This is a genomic window from Meridianimarinicoccus zhengii (genome assembly GCF_003254465.1).
Lineage (GTDB): Bacteria > Pseudomonadota > Alphaproteobacteria > Rhodobacterales > Rhodobacteraceae > Meridianimarinicoccus > Meridianimarinicoccus zhengii.
The window spans coordinates 24486-44088 of record NZ_QDFI01000034.1; the positions used below are offsets into that span (position 1 = coordinate 24486).

The following is a 19603-nucleotide window of genomic DNA, read 5'->3' on the forward strand; positions in this document are numbered from 1 at the left end:
TGCTGCTACTAAATGACAAATATTTCGACACCGCGTTTCGGCCCGCGAAATGTCCATTGTCTTTGACATTCTGTCCCCTTTGGAGGACACTTTCTTCAGCCGGTTTGCGCGCTTGCCAGATCGTGCGCGACCCACCCGCAAGGAGGCATCGGATGCCGCCGGACAGCATGATCGAGCGCCCTGACACCCGTTTGTCCGATCCGACGCCTGTCCTGGTCCAGGAGGTTCTGCGCAAGCTTCGCGACAAGGAACGCGCGGCGCCCGCGCGCAGCGTGGCGCGCACATGCCCGCGGATCGTGACGGAATTCTTCGATGCGGCGCTCGCCCATGACTTCGATACGGCCCACGTGCTGCGTGGGATGCTCGATGCCGGTGTGCACGCCGATGACATCGCCGATGCCTATGTCCCAGCGGTGGCGCGCCGCCTGGGCTGCGACTGGGTCGATGACCGGCTCAGCTTCGCGCGCGTGACCGTCGCTGCCGGACGGTTGCAATCGCTGCTGGGGCGGCTGGCGCATCCCAACGACTCCATTCGGTCGGCCCATCCCGGGGCGCCCAACGTCCTTCTGGTGAGCTTCGAGGGCGATCAGCACACGCTGGGCTGGAAGCTCGTGTCGGTGCAATTGCGCCGCCGCGGGGCCGCGGCCCATGCCGTGCTCGATATCGCGCCGGACGCCGTGGCCGATATCACCGAGCAGGTGGGCTTCGATCTTGTCCTCGTGTCGGCATCGCGGCCGCAGGTTCTGGACCAGGTGGCGCGGATGGTCCATGCGCTGCGCGCCCGCATGATCGATGTGCCGCCCGTCGTACTGGGCGGAATCGTCGTGGACTTGCTTGACCCTGACGCGGCCCGGCCCGATATAGCAGCGGTAACCAACTGTCTTGACAGGGCTTTGTCTTGCAGAAAGCGAAAATCGGCTCCCAGCCTTTCGGCTCGGGCGTGACGCGCCCCATGACAGCGGCCGGTGCCTCGGGAACGCCGCAATCGGGCATGCCGTCATGGGGGGACATCGCGGCGTCGGACCCTCATCTTCTGGTGGACCTGGTCGCGGCGGCGTCGGACATCACGCTGATGCTGGATGCGGCGGGCCGTATCCTCGGTCTGCGCGTGAACCCCGCCAGTTCCGATTTTGGCAAGCTCGATCACTGGGTCGGGCGCCCGATCACCGATTTCCTGACGCCCGAATCCATCCCGAAGTTCGAATCCTCCCGCGACCGGCTGGCGCAGGGCGGCCCGCCGTCGCGCCCGATCGAGATCAATCATCGCGACAATGCGGTCTGGGAGTTCCCGATCCGCTACGTGCTCCAGCCGGTTGGGACGGATGGGGCGCTTCTGATGATGGGGCGCGACCTGCGCCCGGTGGCGGAAACACAGCGCCAGCTCGTGCAGGCGCAGATCGCGCTTGAGCGGGGATACGAGGCGCAGCGCGAATTCGACAGCCGCTATCGGCTGCTGCTGGCTACCGTCACCGATGCGATCGCCCTTGTTTCCCTCAGCGACGGGCGCGTGACCGATGCCAACGACCATGCCGCCGACCTGTTCGGCGGTGCACGCAAGGACCTGATCGGCACCGTCTTCGCGTCGCAATTCGCCGAGACGCGGCGCACCGAGATGGAGGCGCGGCTGGTCAACGCGGCCATGTCCGAGCGTGCCGAACCCATCCTGCTGACGACGGCGCGCACCGGGCGCCCGCTGGTGCTGGTGCCCAACGTGTTCCGCGTGGGCGGAGACCGGGTCGCGATCTGTCGGCTGGCACCGCAGAATGCGCCAACTGCGGCGGACATCCCGGCGGCCCTGCCGGACGCGCTGTTCGCCGCGGCCATCGAGGGTATCCTGTTCACCGATACGAAGGGCGTCATCCGCGATGCCAACGAACGGTTCCTGTCCATGGTCGACGCCGGCGCGCTGCCGTCGGTGAAATCCCGCACGCTGGGTGAGTTCCTTGCGCGCGGGCAGGTCGATCTTGGCGTGATCCTCGAGAACGTGCAGCGTCTGGGGGAGGTGCGGATGTATGCCACCGAACTCGTCAGCGATTTCGGATCGCGCGTGCCGGTGGAATTGTCGGCGACGCGGCTGCGCACCGGCGACGGGCCGCCGCTCATCGGGTTCGTTTTCCGCGATGCAAGCCGGGCCGAAACGATGCGCCTGCCACCCGCGCAGGGCGGCGGCGCGTCGCAGGCGAATATCCTCGAACTCGTGGGGTCGGCCTCGCTCAAGGAGATCGTGGCCGAAACCAGCGATGTGATCGAGAAACTGTGCATCGAGACGGCGATCAAGTTGACCAACAACAACCGCGTCGCCGCCGCCGAGATGCTGGGACTTTCGCGCCAGAGCCTGTATGTGAAGCTGCGTAAATACGATTTCCTGAAAAAGGGCGAGGACGACTGACTGTCAGCGTGACGTGACAGTCTGTCTGTCAGTCTGGCGTTACTTTTTCTTGTGTCGACTCGGTCTGTCAGTCTAGCTTGACAGCATGAGCGCCACGGACCTGCACACCCCGACCCATGCGCCCCGCCGCTGGCCAGACCCGCTGGCGGTGCTGGTGATGATCCGCCCCATCACGTGGTTTCCGCCCATGTGGGCCTATCTCTGCGGTGTCGTGTCGTCCGGCGTGGCGCCGACAAGCGCGCCAGGGCTGGTGCTGCTGGGGCTTGTTCTCGCCGGGCCGCTGGTCTGCGGCATGAGCCAGGCGGCCAACGACTGGTGCGACCGCCATGTGGACGCCATCAACGAACCCGAACGCCCGATCCCGTCGGGCCGCGTGCCGGGGCGCTGGGGGCTCTGGATCGCGTTGATCATGTCGGTGCTGTCGCTGCTGGTCGGCTGGACCTTCGGGCCCTGGGGCTTCGGGGCGACCGTCGTCGGCGTCATCGCCGCCTGGGCCTATTCCGCCGAACCTGTGCGGCTGAAACGGTCGGGCTGGTGGGGCCCCGGGCTTGTAGGCCTGTGCTACGAAGGGCTGCCATGGTTCACGGGCGCCGCCGTGCTGTCGGCGGGTGCGCCCGCGCTGCCCGTGGTGGTGCTGGCCGCTCTCTATTCCATCGGCGCGCATGGGATCATGACACTCAATGACTTCAAGGCATTGGAGGGCGACCGGCAGACCGGTGTGAACTCCCTGCCCGTGGTGCTGGGGCCGGAACGCGCCGCGCGGCTGGCCGCGTGGGTGATGGCGGTGCCGCAGGTTGTGGTGGTCGCAGCACTTCTGTTCTGGGATCGGCCCTATCATGCGGCAGGGGTCGCGCTGGTGCTAACGGCACAGGTCGCCGCGATGCGGGTGCTGCTGCGCGACCCGCGCGGCAAGGCGCCGTGGTACAACGGCACCGGGGTCGTTCTCTATATCAGCGGCATGATGATTTCCGCTTTCGCGGTGCGCAGCCTCGGTGGAATGCCATGACCGTGCCGGGAACGCTGGGTTGGGCCGGGATCGTCCGGCTGGGGCTGGTGCAGATGGCGCTGGGGGCTGTCGTTGTGCTGTGCACCTCGACGCTCAACCGTCTGATGGTGGTCGAACTGGCGCTGCCTGCGCTGCTGCCCGGTTTCCTCGTGGCGCTGCATTACGGCATCCAGATCAGCCGCCCGCGCTGGGGTTTCCTGTCGGATACGGGCGGGCACCGGACCCGCTGGATCCTGCGCGGGATGGCGCTGCTGGCGGCGGGGGCGGTGCTCGCCGCGCTTGGCGTGGTGTGGCTGGAGCACAGTTTCCTGCCGGGGCTCGTGCTGTCCATCGCGGCCTATGCTCTGATCGGTGTGGGGGTCGGCGCGTCGGGCACGTCGCTGCTGGCGTTGCTGGCGACCGCCACCGCGCCGCGCCGTCGGGCGGCGGCGGCAACGATCACCTGGCTGATGATGATCGCGGGCATCGCGCTGACCGCGGGCTTCGTGGGCGCGCTGCTCGATCCCTACGGCCCCGCGCGGCTGATGACCATCGTGGCCGCCGTCGCCGCCAGTGCGATGGTGCTGAGTTTGCTGGCCACTTGGCGAATCGAAGCCGGGTTGACCGCGACTGCGCCCGAACGTGACCCGATGCCCTTCCGCGACGGGCTGTGCGAGATCTGGGGCGAGCCGCGCGCGCGCGCCTTCACCATCTTCGTCTTCCTGTCGATGACCGCGTATTTCATGCAGGAACTGATCCTGGAACCTTACGCGGGTCTCGTCTTCGGGTTCACGCCGGGGCAGTCCACCTCGCTGTCGGGCGCGCAGAACGGGGGCGTGTTCCTCGGCATGCTCTGCGTCGGCATCGCCGCCACGGGGCTGAAGATCGGCAGCCTGCGGGGCTGGGTCACCGCCGGGTGTCTCGGCTCCGCCACGGCGCTGGCGCTGGTGGCCGCACTGGGGCAGGCGGGACCGGTGGTCCCGCTGATGGCCGTGGTGATCGGGCTGGGCTTCTTCAACGGTGTCTTCGCCGTCGCGGCCATCGGGTCGATGATGGCGCTGGCCGGGCAGGGCCGCGGCGCGCGCGAAGGCACGCGCATGGGGCTGTGGGGCGCCGCGCAGGCGATCGCCGCGGGGTTCGGTGGCCTTGCGGGGGCGGCGGGCGTGGACCTCATGCGCCTGTTCCTGCCCGACCCGGCCGCCTTCGGCACGGTTTTCCTGTTCGAGGCGGCGCTGTTTCTTGCCGCCGCCGCCATGGCCCTTCGGGTGATCGCCCACGGCCCCACATCCATTGCCGCTCAGGCCATTGCTGGAGAATGACCATGTATGATGTCGTCGTCGTGGGCGGGGGGCCGTCCGGTGCCACCGCGGCCGAGGATCTGGTTCGCTCCGGCGCGCGCGTGGCGCTGCTGGACCGCCAGGGCCGTATCAAGCCCTGCGGTGGCGCGATCCCGCCCCGGCTGATCGCGGATTTCGACATCCCGGACGAGCAGCTCGTGGCAAAGATCACCACGGCGCGCATGATCTCGCCCACGGGCCGCGCGGTGGACATCCCCATCGAGAACGGCTTCGTCGGCATGGTGGACCGCGAACATTTCGACGCCTTCCTGCGCGACCGCGCGACAGCGGCGGGGGCTGACATGCGGATCGGCACCTTTCTGCGGGTCGAACGGGACGATGCGGGCACGCGGGTGATCTATCGCGACAAGGCCAGCGGCGACGAACGCGGCCTGCCCACGAAACTGGTGATCGGCGCGGATGGCGCGCGGTCGCGGGTGGCGGCGGCGGAACTGCCGGGCGGCTCGAAGATCCCCTATGTCCTTGCGTATCACGAGATCATCGAGGCACCGGGCGCCGTGGGCGCCTATGACCCCGCGCGCTGCGACGTGATCTATGACGGCGCGATCTCGCCCGATTTCTATGGCTGGGTCTTCCCCCATGGCGGGCAGGCGAGCGTCGGCATGGGCACCGCGGTGGACGGCGTGGACCTGAAGGCTGCCACGGCCGCCCTCCGCGTCGCTTCGGGGCTGGAGGGCCGCACGACCATCCGGCGCGAGGGCGCGCCCATCCCGCTCAAGCCGCTGGACCGCTGGGACAACGGGCGCGACGTGGTGCTTGCGGGCGACGCGGCGGGCGTCGTGGCGCCGTCCTCGGGCGAGGGGATCTACTACGCCATGATCGGCGGGCGTGTCGCCGCCTCGGCCTGCATGGCCGTGCTGGCGACAGGCAACGTGGCGCGGCTGAAACTGGCGCGGCAACTGTTCATGAAGGAGCACAAGACCGTGTTCCGGGTGCTGGCCTCGATGCAGAACGCTTACTACCGTAGCGACGACCGGCGCGAACGCTTCGTGTCGCTGTGCCATGACATCGACGTGCAGCGCCTGACCTTCGAGGCATACATGAACAAGAAGCTGGTAGCTGCGCGCCCCATGGCCCATGTGAAGATCGGGCTGAAGAACCTGGCGCATCTGACGGGGCTGGTGAAACCGGGATATGTGTGAACCCCACCGGGGGGATACGAATTCGCGGAAAACCCGTGTCGAAAGCGCCCGAGATTTCCGACCGATCCCCCTGATCCGTAAAGGTTTGCACTGCTAGATACGGGGTGTGGCGCGATGAGCGTCACGCCCCGGCGTCCGTTACTTGCCCCCACATTTGCGGCGCCGGGGACGTGGGGGGCATGTGGTGCCGGGAACCGGGACCAATCCGAACAGATCGTGACGGGCGGGGGCGATCCTCGCCCGTCCGGGGGTGGTCGGCGCTGCCATCTGCCGGGACAGCCCTTGCGGTCGCTCTGCTGCTGCCCGCGGTCAACCGATATGCCATGCCGTCAGCCGCCTGTCCGCACGGGTCATGCGCAGATCGAGCATCCGCGCGCGCATGTCGGCCACGCGGGGGGCGAGTGCCGGGTCACCTGCAAGGTTGCGCGCCTCGTCCGGGTCCGCGCGCCGGTCGAACAGCATGGGCGGCAGGCCGCCGTTGAAATGCACCAGCGTCCAGTCCCTGTCGCGCAGCACCGCCGCATTGGCGCGGTGTTCGTCGAGCCCAAGTGCGGTCTGGAACCGGGTCGGCGCGTGCGGCTCGGCCAGGTCGATTTCCGACAGCACCGCGTCGCGCCAGTCCGGGGGCGTGTCCCCGTGCAGCAGCGGCAGCAGCGACGCGCCGTCCATCGCCGGTGGCGGCGTGCCGCCCGCCATGTCGATCAGCGTCGGCGCGATATCGACCGACGACACGAACGCATCCCGCACGGTGCCGCCCGGCAGGCCGGGCATCCGGATCAGCAGCGGCACATGGTGTGCAGCCACTGCCACGTTGTCCTTGCCCCAATAGCCCATGTCGCCCAGCATCTCGCCATGGTCGGCCATCACGATCACCGCGGTCCGGTCCGCGATCCCCGCGGCATCGAGCCAGTCGAACAGACGCCCGAGGTGAAAATCGACCTCGGCCACCAGACCCAGATAGACCGCCCGCAGGGTCTGTGCCGTCGCCGCATCCATGTCCGCGCAGTCGCCGTCGAACCGGTGCCAAAGCCCCGCCTGTGCGGGGGCGGAAAACCAAGCGCGGCGGAACGGGTGGTCGGGGCCACCCGCCGCCACCGGCGCAGGCACGGCGCCGGGCGCCACGTGGCGGTTCCACGGGTCCGGGGCCGACAGCGGCGGGTGCGGGCGGATATAGGTGACATGGGCCGTCCAGACCGTATCGCGCCGGGCCTCCAGCGCATCGATCACGCGGTCGGTCAGGAACGCGGTCTCGCTGTCTTCCGCCCGGATCGCCAGCGGGTCGTCTGGGCGCGCGGTGCGGCCCGCGGGCGGGATCGGGCGATACAGGTCGAACCAGCGGTCGGGCAGGGGACTTGGCATGTCGTAGCCCTTGCTGCGCAAGTATCCGATCCAGGCCAGTGGTGATTCGAACCGCATCTCCAGCAGTTCGCGGAAGCCCGCCGCGGGCATCTCGTAGCTGGCGAAATCCGGGTCGGCCAGATCGCGCCCAGTCGGGTCCGCCGCGACGTCGTTATAGCCGAACAGCAGCGGCTCGCGCCCCAGCTTGCGCCATTCGGTCGCCACGGTGGCGTGGTGGCGCGCAAGCGGCGTGCCGTTGCGGATGGACCGGTGATTGAAGGCGTAAAGCCCGGTCAGCAGGCTGGCGCGCGACGGGCCGCACGGCACCGTCGCGGTGAAGCACTGGTCGAACCGCACGCCTTCGGCGGCAAGCCGGTCGAGCGTCGGGGTCGCCGCGATGCCCGCCAGACGCCCGGCGACCACGTCGGCGCGCAACTGGTCGAGCGTGACGAACAGGATGTTCAGGCGGTCAGGCGTCACCGTCGAGGCGGTCCAAGAGGGCGGGCAGGTCCGCCACCGTGTCGATGACGTGATCGGCCCCCGCCGCGTGCAGACGGTCTGCCGCCAAGGAGCGCAGGTCTGCGACCTCGGCTTCGGATTTCGCGGCCAGTTCCTTAGGTGTCAGCCCCACGAAATTGCCCGACAACGCCACGCCCACGGTCAGGCAGCCCGCGGCGACGCCTTCGGCAATGCCGGGTTCGGTGTCGTCCACCTTCACCACCGCGGCGGGCGGATAGACACGCAGGTCAATGAAGCACTGATACATCCCCAGCGGGCCGGGACGGCCTTCGGACAGGTCGTCGGCACAGACGAGGTTGTCGGGCGCGTAGCCCTGTTCGGCGGCGCGCGGCAGGACCCGTTCCATGATCGACCGGACATAGCCCGTGGTGGACCCGATCTTCAGCCCGCGCGCCCGCAGCGCCGCCACGGTTTCCGCGCCTTGCGGCACCAGGTCGGCGTAGCGCGCGACGACCTCTTCGTTCATGGGCACGAACACCTTGTAGATCGTGTCGGCATCGGCATCGGTCGGGGCCGCGCCATGGGCGGCCTGCCACTGTGCGGCGATGTCGGGATCGTTCAGCATGGTGCGGATATGGTCCCATTTCGGCAGGCCCATGGGGGCGCGGGCCTGTGCCACGCTCGCCGTGACGTCGAAGCGCGCGAAGGCTTCGACGAAGACCCCCATGGGCGCGAAGGACCCGAAATCGATCATGGTGCCCGCCCAGTCGAACACCACCGCCTTGAACCGCTGCATCATGCCACCTCTGCCAGAAAGCGCGCGCGTTCCTGCATGTCCCTGTCAGACGGTGCCGCGCTGCGCACCCCCATATCCCTCAGCACCTCGGCCACCGCCGTCACGACGGCATCCATCACGCCCGTGTCGAACCGCCCGATGGTGCCCACCCGGAAACTGTCGGCCACGGTCAGCTTGCCGGGATAGAGGATGAACCCCCGCGCCTTCATCCGGTCGTAGAAATCTGCGAAGCTGAAGGCCGGGTCGGCCGGGCAGAAGAAGGTCGTGATGATCGGCGACAGCCAGTCGTCGGCCAGCAAGGTCTCGAAACCCAGCCCCCGCATCCCCGCCACCAGCCGGTCGCGGTTCGCGGCATAGCGCGCGCCGCGCGCCGCGACCCCGCCCTCCGCCGCGTGCTCGTCCAGCGCCTGCAGGAAAGCTGCGACCGCATGAGTCGGCGGGGTGAACCGCCACTGGCCGGACCGCTCCATCTCGGCCCATTGCGCATGGGCGTTGAGGCTGAGCGAGGTCGCGTTGCGCGCCGCGCCATCCAGCACGTCCCGCCGCGCCAGCAGGAAACCGAACCCCGGGACCCCTTCGATGCATTTGTTGGCCGACGAAACCACTGCGTCGAACGCGATCTCGGACGGCATCACCGGCACGGCACCGAAGGCCGACATGCTGTCGATAAGGAGCCGCCGCCCTGCCGCCTGCGTTGCCGCGGCGATCTCGGCCAGCGGATTGAGGATACCGCTGGAGGTTTCGCAATGGATCGCAACGACATGGGTGATGGACGGATCGGCGGCGAGGGCTGCCGCGACCTCGGTCCCGCGCGGCGGTAGGTAATCGCCCTTGTCGATCACCTCCGCCGCCCGGCCCATCTGGCGCAGGATGCGCGCTGCGCGTTGCCCGTAGGCGCCGTTCGCCAGCACGAGCGCGCGCCCGTCGCGCGGGACCAGCGTGCCCAGCATCGCCTCCACGCAATAGGTGCCGGACCCTTGCAGCGGCACGCAGGTATAGTCGCCGCCCCCGTCGTCCAGCATCGCCACCAGCCGCGTGCGCAGGGTGGCGGTCATGGCGCGGAAGTCGCCGTCCCAACTGCCCCAGTCGCGCAGCATGGCGGCCTTCACGGCGTAAGAGGTGCTGAGCGGCCCGGGCGTCAGCAGCCAGGGTTCGCCCATACGCGGCGGCTCGATGGTGAGGGTCATTGCGCAGGTTCCGGAATATGGAGGTCGGCGGGTGCTTCGGCGCGTCCGAAGTCGAAGGTTTCGGCGTGGTGGCAGGCGACGTGATGGCCGGGTGCGATCTCGCGCCAGCGGGGTTCCTCGGCGCTGCACCGGTCGGTGGCGAAGGGGCAGCGGGTGTGAAACCGGCAGCCGGGCGGAGCGTCGGCGGGGTTCGGGATCTCGCCCTCCAGCCGGTCGGGGGCGAAGACCGCATCGGGGTCGGCCAGCGGTACCGCTGACAGAAGCGCATGGGTGTAGGGGTGGCGCGGGCGGAAGAACAATTCGCGCGTGGGGGCGTATTCCACGAACTTGCCCACATACATCACTGCGACCCGGTGGCTGATCTGGGCCACCACCGACAGGTCATGGGCGATGAACAGGAAGGACACGCCCATCTCGTCCTGCAGGTCCTTCAGCAGGTTGATGATCTCGGCCTGGATCGACACGTCGAGCGCCGACACGCTTTCGTCGCACACCACGAAATCGGGTCGGGCCACCAGCGCGCGGGCGATACATATGCGCTGGCGCTGCCCGCCGGAGAACGCGTGCGGAAAGCGGCGCAGATGTTCGAGGTTCAGCTTGCACCGCGCGGCGATGTCGCGCACGCGGGCGTCGATCTCGGCCCGGTCACGCATCAGCCCGGCGGCGACCAACGGTTCGGCGATGATGTCGCGCACGGTCATGCGCGGGTTCAGGCTGGAATAGGGGTCCTGAAACACGAGGCTCATGCGCGGGCGGAACGCGCGCAAGGCGGTGCCGCCAAGGCTGGCAAGGTCCAGCCCCCCTTCGCGGAACACCATCTGCAGCTTGCCGCGCACCTTGGACAATTCGGCGCGGTCCGCATGAGTCAGGTCCAGATCGCCCGCCGCACCGTGATAGAGAACCCGGCCCCCCGTCGGCTCGATGGCGCGCAGGATCGCGCGGCCCACGGTGGTCTTGCCCGACCCGCTTTCGCCGACCAGCCCCACGGTTTCGCCGCGCCTTATGTCGAAACTCACGCCATCGACCGCGCGCAACTGCCGTCGCTTGCCCGAGAAAAGCCCTTTGCGCCCGATCTCGAACGCAACTTCGAGGTTCTCCACTTCGATCAGGGTGTCGGTCATGCCACGGCCCTCGCGCGGTCGTGCAGGTGGCAGCGCACGGACTGCCCGCCGCCCAGCCGCGTCAGCGGGGGTGGCGTGCGGTCGCAGACCCCTAGGATCGCCTGCGCGCAGCGGCTGCGGAACGGGCAGCCCGATGGCCGGGCGGAGGGGCTTGGGATTTCGCCGGGCACGGGTGTCAGGCGGTTGTCGATCCGGTCAAGCCGCGGGATCGCCGCGATCAAGCCCTGCGTGTAGGGATGCGCGGGGGTTTTCAGCAACTGCCGCACCGGCCCCTGCTCGACGATGGTCCCAAGGTACATCACCGCCACCTCATCGGCGACCTGCGCGATCACGCCCAGATCATGGGTGATGAAGATCATCGCCATCCCGAGGTCGCGTTGCAGCCCCGCCATCAGGTCCAGCACCTGTGCCTGGATCGTCACGTCGAGCGCGGTCGTGGGTTCGTCCGCGATCAGAAGCCGCGGGCCTGCCGACAGCGCCAGCGCGATCATCGCGCGCTGCCGCATGCCGCCCGACAGTTCGTGCGGATACTGGTCCACCCGCGCGGCGGGGTTCGAGATGCCGACCTTGGTCAGCATCTCCACCGCCAGGTCGCGCGCCGCCGCCCCGCGCAGGCCCTTGTGCAGCCGGATCGTTTCCATGATCTGGTTGCCGATGGTGTAGACGGGCGAAAAGCTCGCCATGGGTTCCTGGAAGATCATCCCGATCTCGCCGCCGCGCAGCCGCCGCAGCGCGCGCGCACCGGGGCGCAGGGCGTGAACGTCGATCCGCGCCCCGTCGCGGTCGGTAAAGGCGATGCAGCTCTGGTCCCCGATCCGCGCGCTGACGGGCAGGAGCCGCATCACCGCCTTTGTGCTGACCGACTTGCCCGACCCGCTTTCACCGACGATCCCCAGCGTGCGCCCCGCATCGACGCCGAAGCTGACGCCCTGCACCGGGGTGATGAGCCCTTCGTCGGTGCGGAACGACACGGTCAGGTTCTCGACCTCCAGCAACCGGCCCATCGCGCTTACCCCGCCTGTCCGTAAGGGTCGGCCGCGTCGCGCAGTCCGTCGCCCACGATGGTGAAGGCCAGAACCGCCAGCACCACGAAGCCGGCGGGGATGAACAGCCACGGCGCCTGTTCGATCACCTGCACCGATTGCGCCTGTTGCAGCATCACGCCCCATGACACGGCGGGCGGGCGCAGCCCCAGCCCGACGAAGGACAGCGCAGTTTCCGACAGGATCATGTAGGGGAACGAGATCACCAGATCGACGATGATGAAGCTGGTGAAGCTGGGCAGCATGTGGCTGCCGATGATCCGCGCGGGCCGGGCGCCCGCCAGTTGTGCGGCCAGCACGTAATCCTCCCCCCGGATCGACAGAAGCTGGCTGCGGATGCGCCGCGCCAGCGTCGGCCAGCCGAACAGGCCAAGGATCAGGGTCATGGCGAAATAGACCTGCGTGGAGGACCATTCCTTCGGCATCGCCGCCGCGAGACCCATGTAAAGCGGGATGATCGGGATGACGCGCACCACCTCGGTCACGCGCTGGATGGCGCTGTCGATCAGCCCGCCGAAATACCCCGCGACCCCCCCGATCACGAGCGCCAGCACGAAGGAGATCAGCACCCCCAGCACCCCGATCGACAGCGAGGTGCGCGTGGCGTAGAGCGTGCGCGAGAACACGTCGCGGCCCAGCGTGTCGGTGCCCCACAGGTGCAGTTGCGCGCCATCCTCCAGCCCGAAGAGCCGGGTCGAGATGGGGATCGCCCCCAGCAGCATCGCCGGTTCGCCCGGCACGAAGAACGCGACATGGCGGCGTGTCTCCGGGTCCGGCTCCGCGGTGGCGCGCAGCGTTACGGGATCGCGCACGGTGCGGGTGCCGTGCACGAAGGGGCGCAGCGAACAGCCGTTCTGGTCGCAGAACATCGGCACCTGCGGCGGGCCGCTGACATAGTCGCGGTTGCGTTCGGTCGGTCCGTAGGGCGCGAAGAACTCGGCGAAGAGGCCCAGGAACGCCATGGTCAGCAGGATCGCCGCGCCCGCCATCGCCGCCCGGTGCCGCCGGAACCGCCACCAGATCAGCGTCCATTGCGAGGCCGCGTAATAGCGTTCGCGTTTCTCGCGTTCGCGGCGTTCGGCCGTGGTCTCCAGCGGCGTCTGCGGGTCCATCACGGTCATGGTTCAGCCCCCCAGCCGGATGCGCGGGTCGAGCCACGCCAGAAGCAGGTCCGACACGAAATTCATCACCACGATCACCACGGTCAGCATCAGCAGGATCGCGCCCGCGACGTTCATGTCGAGATCGAGAAAGCTTTTCAGCAGCAGGTCGCCCAGTTCGGTCAGCCCCAGCACCGCCGCCACGATGGGCAGCTCCGAAAAGATCCGGTTCACGTCGAAACCGATGGTGGACACCACCGGGTTCAGCGCCAGCCGCGCGGGATACTTCAGCAGCAGGCGCGTTTCCGGCACACCGCGCGCGCGGGCGGCGGTCACGTTCAGCTTGCCGATCTCGTCGGACATGGTCGCGCGCACGGTCTGGATCTGATAGGCCATCGCCGACCAGCCCAGCACCAGCGCGGGCAGCCACATGTGTTTCATCAGGTCCCACAGCTTGGCGGCGGACCAGGGCGCCTCGGCATATTCCGCGCTGAACAGTCCGCCCACGGACGCGCCGAACCACAGGTTCGCAAAGTAAAGCAGCACCAGCGCCAACAGGAAATTCGGCAGCGCGAGGCCCAGATAGGAAAACAGCGTCAGCCCGTAATCCGCCGCCCCGCCCCGGCGCACGGCGGCATAGATGCCGATGGGCACCGAAATCAGGTAGGTGATGATGAGCGTGGCGAACAGCAGCCCCAGCGTCAGCCAGACCTTCTGCCCGATCACGTTGTTGACGGAGGTGTCGAAGGCATAGGCCTGCCCGAAATCGCCGCGCAGCACGATGCCGGATATCCAGTCGAAATACCGCACGACCGCGGGCTGGTCGAGCCCAAGCTCCGCCCGGATCGCCGCGATATCGGCGGGTGTGATGGTCACGCCCGTGCCGGAAAACTTGCGGAAGGCATAGCGTTCCGCGAAATCGCCCGGCGGCAGTTCCATGATGAAGAACACCATGACGGACACCATGAACAGCGTCACGATCATCCCGAAAGAGCGTTCTGCAAGGAAGCGGACCATGGGGCGGCTCCGGTCTCAGGGGGGCACCCCCGCCCCGCGGGGCAGGGGTGCAGGTCGGATCAGTTCTCGGCCAGGAACCACTGCTGCGGACGGTAGGGATAGGTCCAGTAGAAGTCATAGGTCTTGGCCGTCAGCGGCTTGAGGTTCTGCAGATCGTTGCGATGGACGTAAGGCGACGGGATGTCCGCGATCACGCCGACCTTCAGCAGGTTGTCCACGTGGATATCGACGATCTCCGCCCCGATCCGGTCGCTTTCGGCGCTGCCCAGCGGCTGGGTCAGGAACTGGCCGGCCAGGTCCCACAGCGACAGGATGTCGGCGGGCGGCTCCGTGCCTTCGGCGCCTTCCGTGTTCACCCAGGTCGCCCAGTCGAAGCCGCCGCCGGGGTTGAAGAAGTCGCCGAAGGGCGGCACCAGCATGGTCGCGTCCTGGCTGATGAACGGCCCCGAGATGCCGTCGTTCTTCCAGATGAACACATCCACCTCGTTGCTGTTGGCCGAGGAGCGGTATTCGTCCGACGTGACCTCGCGGATGTCCACCTGAATGCCGAGATCCGACCAGTAGTCGCGGGTCAGTTCGTGCAGCTGCACCGGCGAGCCCTGGCTGGCGAAGACGATCCGCACCACCAGCGGCGCGCCGTCCGGGCGGCGGCGCACACCATCGGACCCGCGCTCCAGCCCCATCTCGTCCAGAAGCGCGTTCGCGCGCGCCGGGTCATGGTCGATGAACGCGGTGACATGATCCACGGTCACGAAGTTCACCGTCGCGGGTTCGGCGGGCACCGATTGTGACGGCCGCCCTTGCCCGAGATAGACGATCTCCTTGATCTCTTCGCGGTCCATGCCCAGCGACATCGCCTGGCTGAAGCGCACGTCGTTGAAGATCGTGCGCAGCACCGGGTCCTTGTGGTTGCGGTTGAAGCCGTAATAGACCGTTTCCCCCAGCGTGGGCGCCAGCGTCGCGGTGTAGCCGCCGCGCGCCTCGTTTTCCTTCAGCAGCGGGAAGTCGTTCAGTTCCAGTGCCTGCTGCTTGAACACCACCTCGCCGTTGAGGATGCGCAGGTTCACGACCTCGCGCTCGGGCACGTAATCCTCGCGGATTTCCGGGATATAGGGCAACTGGTGGCCCGCCGTGTCCACCATGTGGAAATAGGGGTTGGCGACCAGGCGGCGGCCCTCGGTATTCTCCTCGACGACGATATGGCTTTCCAGCGTCGGCACCGCGTTGGCGCCGATGGCGGCGGCCTTCTCCGCGTCTTTCATCATCGCGGACGGCACGTCCTTCCAGTCGGAATTGCCGTAGTAGAAATTCACCGCCTCGCCTTCGCTGGCAAAGCCGTGCTCGGCGCGCAGTGCCGCGGCGTCCGCGTTGTACTTGTCCATGAACCGGCCAAGGAAATGGCGCGGCTGGAAGGTTTGGCCGTAATCCACCGCCCAGCGGTTCAGCAGGTTCGGCTGCGGGCTGGCGAAGGTGAAGGTCACGGTCACGTCATCCACCGCCTCGACCACCGCGGGTTCACCGCCGAACAGCCAGCGGTCGGGGGTCTTTTCGGTCACCGCCGGGTTCAGCAGGATGTCGTTGTACCAGAACGCGATGTCATGGGCGGTGAAGGGCGCACCGTCCGACCACTTGTGCCCCGCGCGCAGGGTGAAGGTCAGCTGGGTATAGTCGTCGTTCCAGGACCAGGACTTTGCCACGTTCGGCACGATGGTCTTCAGGTCGTCCGCATAGCGCACGAGGTTCACATGCCGGAACGACAGCATGTCGGATGTGCCCGATTCCGTGCCGCGCGACACGCCGGTGATGACACCGCCATAGCTGCCGATCGCCGCGTAGGGGGCCACGACCAGCGGCTCGGCGGGCAGGCGGTCGGCCAGCGGCGGCAGGTCCGGATTGCCGAGGATGCGGGCGTTCAGATCCGCGATGTCCGGGTTTTCCACGAAGGCGAGATCGCAGGACGCGGCGGCCTCGAACTCGGCCAGCTCGAACTGCTGCGGGAAGGCCGGGGTTAGCCCCTGCATGTCGGCCACGGTCACGGGCGGGCAGTCTGCCAGCGCGGCACCTGCGGCGAAACCTGAAGTCACGCCCAGAAGAAGGCGCGCACGGATCGAAAGGGTCATGGCTTGCTCCGTTGAAAAAGTTGCGTTCACCATGAAAACACCCTGTGACAATTCAATGAAATTCCCAAACTATAGACAAATCCTATTGTTTGGCATGGCGCGCCTGCGGGAAATGCTGCGCCGTCAGGGCGAACAAGGCCGCGACCGGCGCGACATTGCGCATCTCGGGCAGACAGACGAGGAAATGGCCGACCTCCAGCGCGGGATCGCGAATCGGCAGGGCGCTGATCTGGGTGTCGGCCGGGTCGATCTCGCCGTCCATGGCGATACCGCAGCCGATGCCTTCGATCACGGCGCCGCGCAGGGATTCCCACGACCCGAGGTCCAGCAGGTGCCGCATCGGCAGGCCCGATGCCTGTGCTGCGCGGTCGAACACGATGCGCGTGCCGGAACTCGCCTCGCGCCGGATCAGCCCGACCGTGGCGACATCCGCCCAGTCCAACGCATCGCGCGCCAGCAGCGGGTGGCCCACGGGCATCATCAGCACGATCCTGTCGCGGCGCAGTTCCAGCGCGGTCAGGTCCGGGTCGGGGGCGGGCAGGGTGACGAACGCCGCCTCGATCTCGCCCCGGCGCAGCAGGTCCAGAAGGTCCGCCGACGCCTGCGAGCGCGCCTCGATCCGCAGCCCCGGATGGCGCGCGATGAAGGCCGACAGCAGCGACATGACGAACTGGTGGGTGGAATAGCCGATGCTCAGCCGGCCCGCATCGAGCGAACTGGTGCGGTCGAGCATCGTTTCCATCTCGCCCACCAACGCCAGCGCGGCGCGCATCCGCGGCAAGAGCGACAATGCCACGGGGCCGGGCAGCATCCGGTGGCCTTCACGCTGGAACAGCCGCAGGTGATAGCGGTCCTCGATCTGGCGCAGCTGCGCCGAAACGGTGGGCTGGCTGACGCCCAGATCGCGTGCCGCTGCCCCCACCGCGCCAGTGCGGCAGATGGCTTCGATGATGCGGATCTGTGGCAGCGTCAGCGACATGGGCCCCCCGTTCCGCATCCGTCCCGGTCCCACCATGGCGGCGGGGCCGGGCGCGGGCAAGGCGGACGATGGGGCGCTGCCCATGGCGCGGCGGCGCGGCGGGTCAGACCCGGCCGCCAACCCCATGCTGACCCGGTGTCGCAGTCAGGTCAGCCGATCATGCCGGGCAAGTCGCCCCAATGGTCGAACAGGTGGTCGTGGAGCATCTCGTCCACTGGGCTCTTGCGGTAGCCGCCGGAAAACAGCGCGAAACGTATCCCCGCCGCGCGGGCGGTGGCCGCGTCCACCTCGCTGTCGCCTACGTAAAGCTGCGGACCATCGGGCATTGCGGCGAAAGCGCGGTGCAGCGGGGCGGGGTCGGGCTTCTTGACCGGCAGCGTGTCGCCGCCCACCACGACCTGCATCCGCTCCGCAAGACCGAAAGCGCGCAGGATGTCTCGCGTCGGGCCTTCGGGCTTGTTGGTGCACAGCCCGAACACGCAGCCTGCGGCCTCCAGCCGGTCCAGCGCCGCCTCCACGCCGGGATAGAGCACGGTCAGGTCCGCCGGTGCCGCGTTGTAGTGGCGCAGGAAGGCGGCCTCCATCTCTGCGTGGCGATCAGGATCTTCCGGAAGCCCCGCCGCCGTCATGATGCGCCGCACCAGCACCGGCACGCCGTTGCCGATGAAGCTGCGGGTCTGGTCGAACGTGATCTCGGGCAGGTCGGCCTCGGCCAGCATCCTGATGGCGGCGGCGTGCAGGTCGGGCGCGCTGTCGATCAGCGTGCCGTCGAGATCGAAGACGATGGATGTCATGCGGCTTTCCACTTGATCGAGCAGCCCATGGACGGGGTCTGCTCCCTTGGGCCATGCCCGGTCTCGGCCACCTGCTTCATCGCGGCGAACAGCTCGCGCGGCGCGTCCGGCGGCCCCGGCTGCCGCCCCGACGCATCGAGCCGCCCGCGATACTGCAACCCGCCCTGCGCGTCGAACCCGAAGAAATCCGGCGTACAGGCCGCGCCGTAAGCCCGCGCCACCGACTGGTCGGCATCGTGCAGGTAGGGGAAGGGAAACGCGCGGTCCCGCGCCATCGCCACCATGCCGTCGAAACCGTCGGCGGGATAGGTGTCGGCATCGTTGGCACAGATCGCCGCCACGCCGATCCCCAGCGGGGCGAGGTCGCGGGCATCCCGGGTGATCCGGTCCAGCACCGCCAGCACGTAAGGGCAGTGGTTGCAGATGAACATCACGAGCGTCCCACGCGGCGCCGCCACGTCCGCCAGCGTGTATGTCCGCCCGTCGGTGCCGGGCAGGCGGAAATCCGGCGCGGGCCAGCCAAAATCGCAGACCGGGGGTGTCACAGCCATGTCATTCGAACTCCATCTCCGTATAGACCACGCCCGCGTTCTTCGTCGCCAGCTCTTCGAACGTATCCAGATGGGCATAGGGCGACTGGTCCACGTAATAGGCGTCGGCCAGCGTGCCGCCATTGTCCAGATGCTCGGCGATCTTTTCGCGCAGGTAGACGAGGTAATCGTGGGTGTAGCGGCGCACCTGCGCCATGTTCGTCGGGTGCCCGTGGCCGGGGATCACGTAGGTGGCACCAAGCGGTTCGAACGCGGTCTCCCATGTCTCGATCCAGCAGCTTGTGCAGGTATCGCCGAAAATGGGCGGCATGCGTTCGTGAAAGGCGATGTCGCCCGCGATCACCAGACCCTGGTCCGGCAGCCAAACCTGGATGTCGCCCGGCGAATGGGCGGGGCCGAGATGGAGCACCTCGATGCGCATGTCGCCCATCTCGATCACCTCGCGGTCGGTGAAGGTGCGCGCGGGCAACTGGACCCGGGTCGGTCCCGCCCGGTCGCCCGCGTAATTGTGCAAGGCCTCAAGCCCCTGTGCACCGCGGTCTTCGAATTCATGCGCCGCGTCGGCATGGGCGAGGATCTCCACCCCCTGGTCGGCCCAGTAGCCGTTGCCGAGCATCGCGTGGCCCTGGCCGTTCTCGTTGATGACAAGCCGCACGGGCTGGTCGGTCACAGCGCGGATCTCGTCGTGCAGGGCGGCGGCCAGGGTGTCGGACGCGCCCGCGTTGACGACGACCACCCCGTCGCCGGTCACGATGAAGCTCAGGTTGTTGTTGTGCCCGGCATTGTCATAGGTCGGCGGTGCGGTGGCGCCGATGGCGGTGAAGACATGGGGGATGACCTCCACCGGCTTGTTGTAGAGCGCGGATTGCGGGTACTTGTCCGGAATGTCCTCGCTGGCCGGGGCAATGCCCGCCACTGCGGCCAGGCCGGCCGCCAGTGCGGCGGCGCATGCGATGCGTCGTGTCATGGGGTCCTCCTCCGTCATGCCGGACCAGTGTCACCCGATGGCGGTCAAGTTACCATATATTCCGATGCGTGCATTTCGTCGCGGGGCCGCACGGTGGCGGCGCGTCTGGGGTTCCGCCCTTCGCGGTCTTGCACCCGCGCCGCACGCTGCCCGCGCGCCCATGGATGGGAAGCTCCCGCCCGTCTTCGCCCCGGCGCTGCGCGCCCCGTCTCATCCCGCCCGGGCCGGGCGGCGCGTTTGCCGTGCCGCGTGTGGCC

At 68.1% G+C, this 19603-nt stretch carries 17 protein-coding genes; 5 read left to right on the forward strand and 12 right to left on the reverse strand.

The features are described from left to right. Window positions 1–152: 152 nt before the first annotated feature. The 5 genes from DDE13_RS12215 (at window position 153) to DDE13_RS12235 (ending at window position 5874) form a co-directional block, all read left to right on the forward strand. Entirely contained in the window at window positions 153–944 is a 792-nt protein-coding gene (locus tag DDE13_RS12215) for a cobalamin B12-binding domain-containing protein (RefSeq protein ID WP_111404563.1), read from the forward strand. Further along, window positions 899–2389, forward strand: coding sequence for a transcriptional regulator PpsR (ppsR, locus tag DDE13_RS12220; RefSeq protein ID WP_162630970.1), 1491 nt, complete (start codon window positions 899–901; stop codon window positions 2387–2389). Before DDE13_RS12215 ends, ppsR begins: the two co-directional genes overlap by 46 nt. 85 nt (window positions 2390–2474) lie before the next feature. After that, window positions 2475–3395: a chlorophyll synthase ChlG gene (gene chlG, locus DDE13_RS12225; protein WP_111404567.1), complete on the forward strand. Its 921-nt coding sequence runs from the start codon at window positions 2475–2477 to the stop codon at window positions 3393–3395. Then, window positions 3392–4693, forward strand: a complete 1302-nt coding sequence (locus DDE13_RS12230; protein WP_111404569.1) for a BCD family MFS transporter — start codon at window positions 3392–3394, stop codon at window positions 4691–4693. Before chlG ends, DDE13_RS12230 begins: the two co-directional genes overlap by 4 nt. Window positions 4694–4695: 2 nt before the next feature. Continuing rightward, complete coding sequence (locus tag DDE13_RS12235) at window positions 4696–5874, forward strand: geranylgeranyl diphosphate reductase (RefSeq protein ID WP_111404571.1); 1179 nt, start codon at window positions 4696–4698, stop codon at window positions 5872–5874. Between the two features lie 309 nt (window positions 5875–6183). Here the strand turns inward: DDE13_RS12235 and DDE13_RS12240 are convergent, their stop codons facing one another. The 12 genes from DDE13_RS12240 to DDE13_RS12295 all read right to left on the reverse strand — a co-directional run bounded on the left by DDE13_RS12240 (window position 6184) and on the right by DDE13_RS12295 (window position 19346). Continuing rightward, window positions 6184–7692 carry a sulfatase-like hydrolase/transferase gene (locus DDE13_RS12240; RefSeq protein WP_162630971.1) on the reverse strand — a complete coding sequence of 503 codons (1509 nt, stop codon included), beginning with the start codon at window positions 7690–7692 and terminating at the stop codon, window positions 6184–6186. Next, window positions 7682–8470, reverse strand: coding sequence for a phosphonoacetaldehyde hydrolase (phnX, locus tag DDE13_RS12245; RefSeq protein WP_235868684.1), 789 nt, complete (start codon window positions 8468–8470; stop codon window positions 7682–7684). Before phnX ends, DDE13_RS12240 begins: the two co-directional genes overlap by 11 nt. Continuing rightward, a complete protein-coding gene (locus DDE13_RS12250; protein WP_222626089.1) occupies window positions 8467–9654 on the reverse strand; it encodes a 2-aminoethylphosphonate--pyruvate transaminase in 1188 nt (395 codons plus the stop codon). The genes phnX and DDE13_RS12250 overlap by 4 nt, the downstream gene beginning before the upstream one ends. After that, the gene (locus DDE13_RS12255) at window positions 9651–10775 is read right to left on the reverse strand and encodes an ABC transporter ATP-binding protein (RefSeq protein ID WP_111404577.1); all 1125 of its coding nucleotides are present in this window, start codon (window positions 10773–10775) and stop codon (window positions 9651–9653) included. The genes DDE13_RS12250 and DDE13_RS12255 overlap by 4 nt, the downstream gene beginning before the upstream one ends. Continuing rightward, on the reverse strand, window positions 10772–11779 hold the full coding sequence (locus tag DDE13_RS12260; protein ID WP_222626090.1) for an ABC transporter ATP-binding protein: 1008 nt from the start codon (window positions 11777–11779) through the stop codon (window positions 10772–10774). Before DDE13_RS12260 ends, DDE13_RS12255 begins: the two co-directional genes overlap by 4 nt. A gap of 5 nt (window positions 11780–11784) precedes the next feature. Further along, window positions 11785–12939, reverse strand: coding sequence for an ABC transporter permease (locus DDE13_RS12265; RefSeq protein ID WP_235868685.1), 1155 nt, complete (start codon window positions 12937–12939; stop codon window positions 11785–11787). 3 nt (window positions 12940–12942) lie between these two features. Beyond that, the gene (locus tag DDE13_RS12270; RefSeq protein WP_222626091.1) at window positions 12943–13935 is read right to left on the reverse strand and encodes an ABC transporter permease; all 993 of its coding nucleotides are present in this window, start codon (window positions 13933–13935) and stop codon (window positions 12943–12945) included. Between the two features lie 59 nt (window positions 13936–13994). After that, window positions 13995–16055 carry an ABC transporter substrate-binding protein gene (locus tag DDE13_RS12275; protein ID WP_111404579.1) on the reverse strand — a complete coding sequence of 687 codons (2061 nt, stop codon included), beginning with the start codon at window positions 16053–16055 and terminating at the stop codon, window positions 13995–13997. An 82-nt stretch (window positions 16056–16137) separates the two neighbouring features. Next, window positions 16138–17034 carry a LysR family transcriptional regulator gene (locus DDE13_RS12280; RefSeq protein WP_162630972.1) on the reverse strand — a complete coding sequence of 299 codons (897 nt, stop codon included), beginning with the start codon at window positions 17032–17034 and terminating at the stop codon, window positions 16138–16140. Between the two features lie 149 nt (window positions 17035–17183). Then, a complete protein-coding gene (gene gph, locus DDE13_RS12285) occupies window positions 17184–17828 on the reverse strand; it encodes a phosphoglycolate phosphatase (protein ID WP_111404581.1) in 645 nt (214 codons plus the stop codon). After that, window positions 17825–18379 (reverse strand): thioredoxin family protein, encoded by a 555-nt coding sequence (locus tag DDE13_RS12290; RefSeq protein WP_111404582.1) that lies wholly within the window; start codon window positions 18377–18379, stop codon window positions 17825–17827. Before DDE13_RS12290 ends, gph begins: the two co-directional genes overlap by 4 nt. A gap of 1 nt (window position 18380) precedes the next feature. Beyond that, window positions 18381–19346, reverse strand: a complete 966-nt coding sequence (locus tag DDE13_RS12295) for an MBL fold metallo-hydrolase (protein WP_111404588.1) — start codon at window positions 19344–19346, stop codon at window positions 18381–18383. Between the last annotated feature and the right edge of the window lie 257 nt (window positions 19347–19603).

Excerpts from the sequence above, each read along its gene's own strand:
- DDE13_RS12215 (WP_111404563.1), top strand. The coding sequence starts at position 153 with ATGCCGCCGGACAGCATGATCGAGCGCCCTGACACCCGTTTGTCCGAT.
- chlG (WP_111404567.1), top strand. The coding sequence starts at position 2,475 with ATGAGCGCCACGGACCTGCACACCCCGACCCATGCGCCCCGCCGCTGG.
- DDE13_RS12230 (WP_111404569.1), top strand. The coding sequence starts at position 3,392 with ATGACCGTGCCGGGAACGCTGGGTTGGGCCGGGATCGTCCGGCTGGGG.
- DDE13_RS12235 (WP_111404571.1), top strand. The coding sequence starts at position 4,696 with ATGTATGATGTCGTCGTCGTGGGCGGGGGGCCGTCCGGTGCCACCGCG.
- phnX (WP_235868684.1), bottom strand. The coding sequence starts at position 8,470 with ATGATGCAGCGGTTCAAGGCGGTGGTGTTCGACTGGGCGGGCACCATG.
- DDE13_RS12250 (WP_222626089.1), bottom strand. The coding sequence starts at position 9,654 with ATGACCCTCACCATCGAGCCGCCGCGTATGGGCGAACCCTGGCTGCTG.
- DDE13_RS12255 (WP_111404577.1), bottom strand. The coding sequence starts at position 10,775 with ATGACCGACACCCTGATCGAAGTGGAGAACCTCGAAGTTGCGTTCGAG.
- DDE13_RS12260 (WP_222626090.1), bottom strand. The coding sequence starts at position 11,779 with ATGGGCCGGTTGCTGGAGGTCGAGAACCTGACCGTGTCGTTCCGCACC.
- DDE13_RS12265 (WP_235868685.1), bottom strand. The coding sequence starts at position 12,939 with ATGACCGTGATGGACCCGCAGACGCCGCTGGAGACCACGGCCGAACGC.
- DDE13_RS12270 (WP_222626091.1), bottom strand. The coding sequence starts at position 13,935 with ATGGTCCGCTTCCTTGCAGAACGCTCTTTCGGGATGATCGTGACGCTG.
- DDE13_RS12275 (WP_111404579.1), bottom strand. The coding sequence starts at position 16,055 with ATGACCCTTTCGATCCGTGCGCGCCTTCTTCTGGGCGTGACTTCAGGT.
- DDE13_RS12280 (WP_162630972.1), bottom strand. The coding sequence starts at position 17,034 with ATGTCGCTGACGCTGCCACAGATCCGCATCATCGAAGCCATCTGCCGC.
- gph (WP_111404581.1), bottom strand. The coding sequence starts at position 17,828 with ATGACATCCATCGTCTTCGATCTCGACGGCACGCTGATCGACAGCGCG.
- DDE13_RS12290 (WP_111404582.1), bottom strand. The coding sequence starts at position 18,379 with ATGGCTGTGACACCCCCGGTCTGCGATTTTGGCTGGCCCGCGCCGGAT.
- DDE13_RS12295 (WP_111404588.1), bottom strand. The coding sequence starts at position 19,346 with ATGACACGACGCATCGCATGCGCCGCCGCACTGGCGGCCGGCCTGGCC.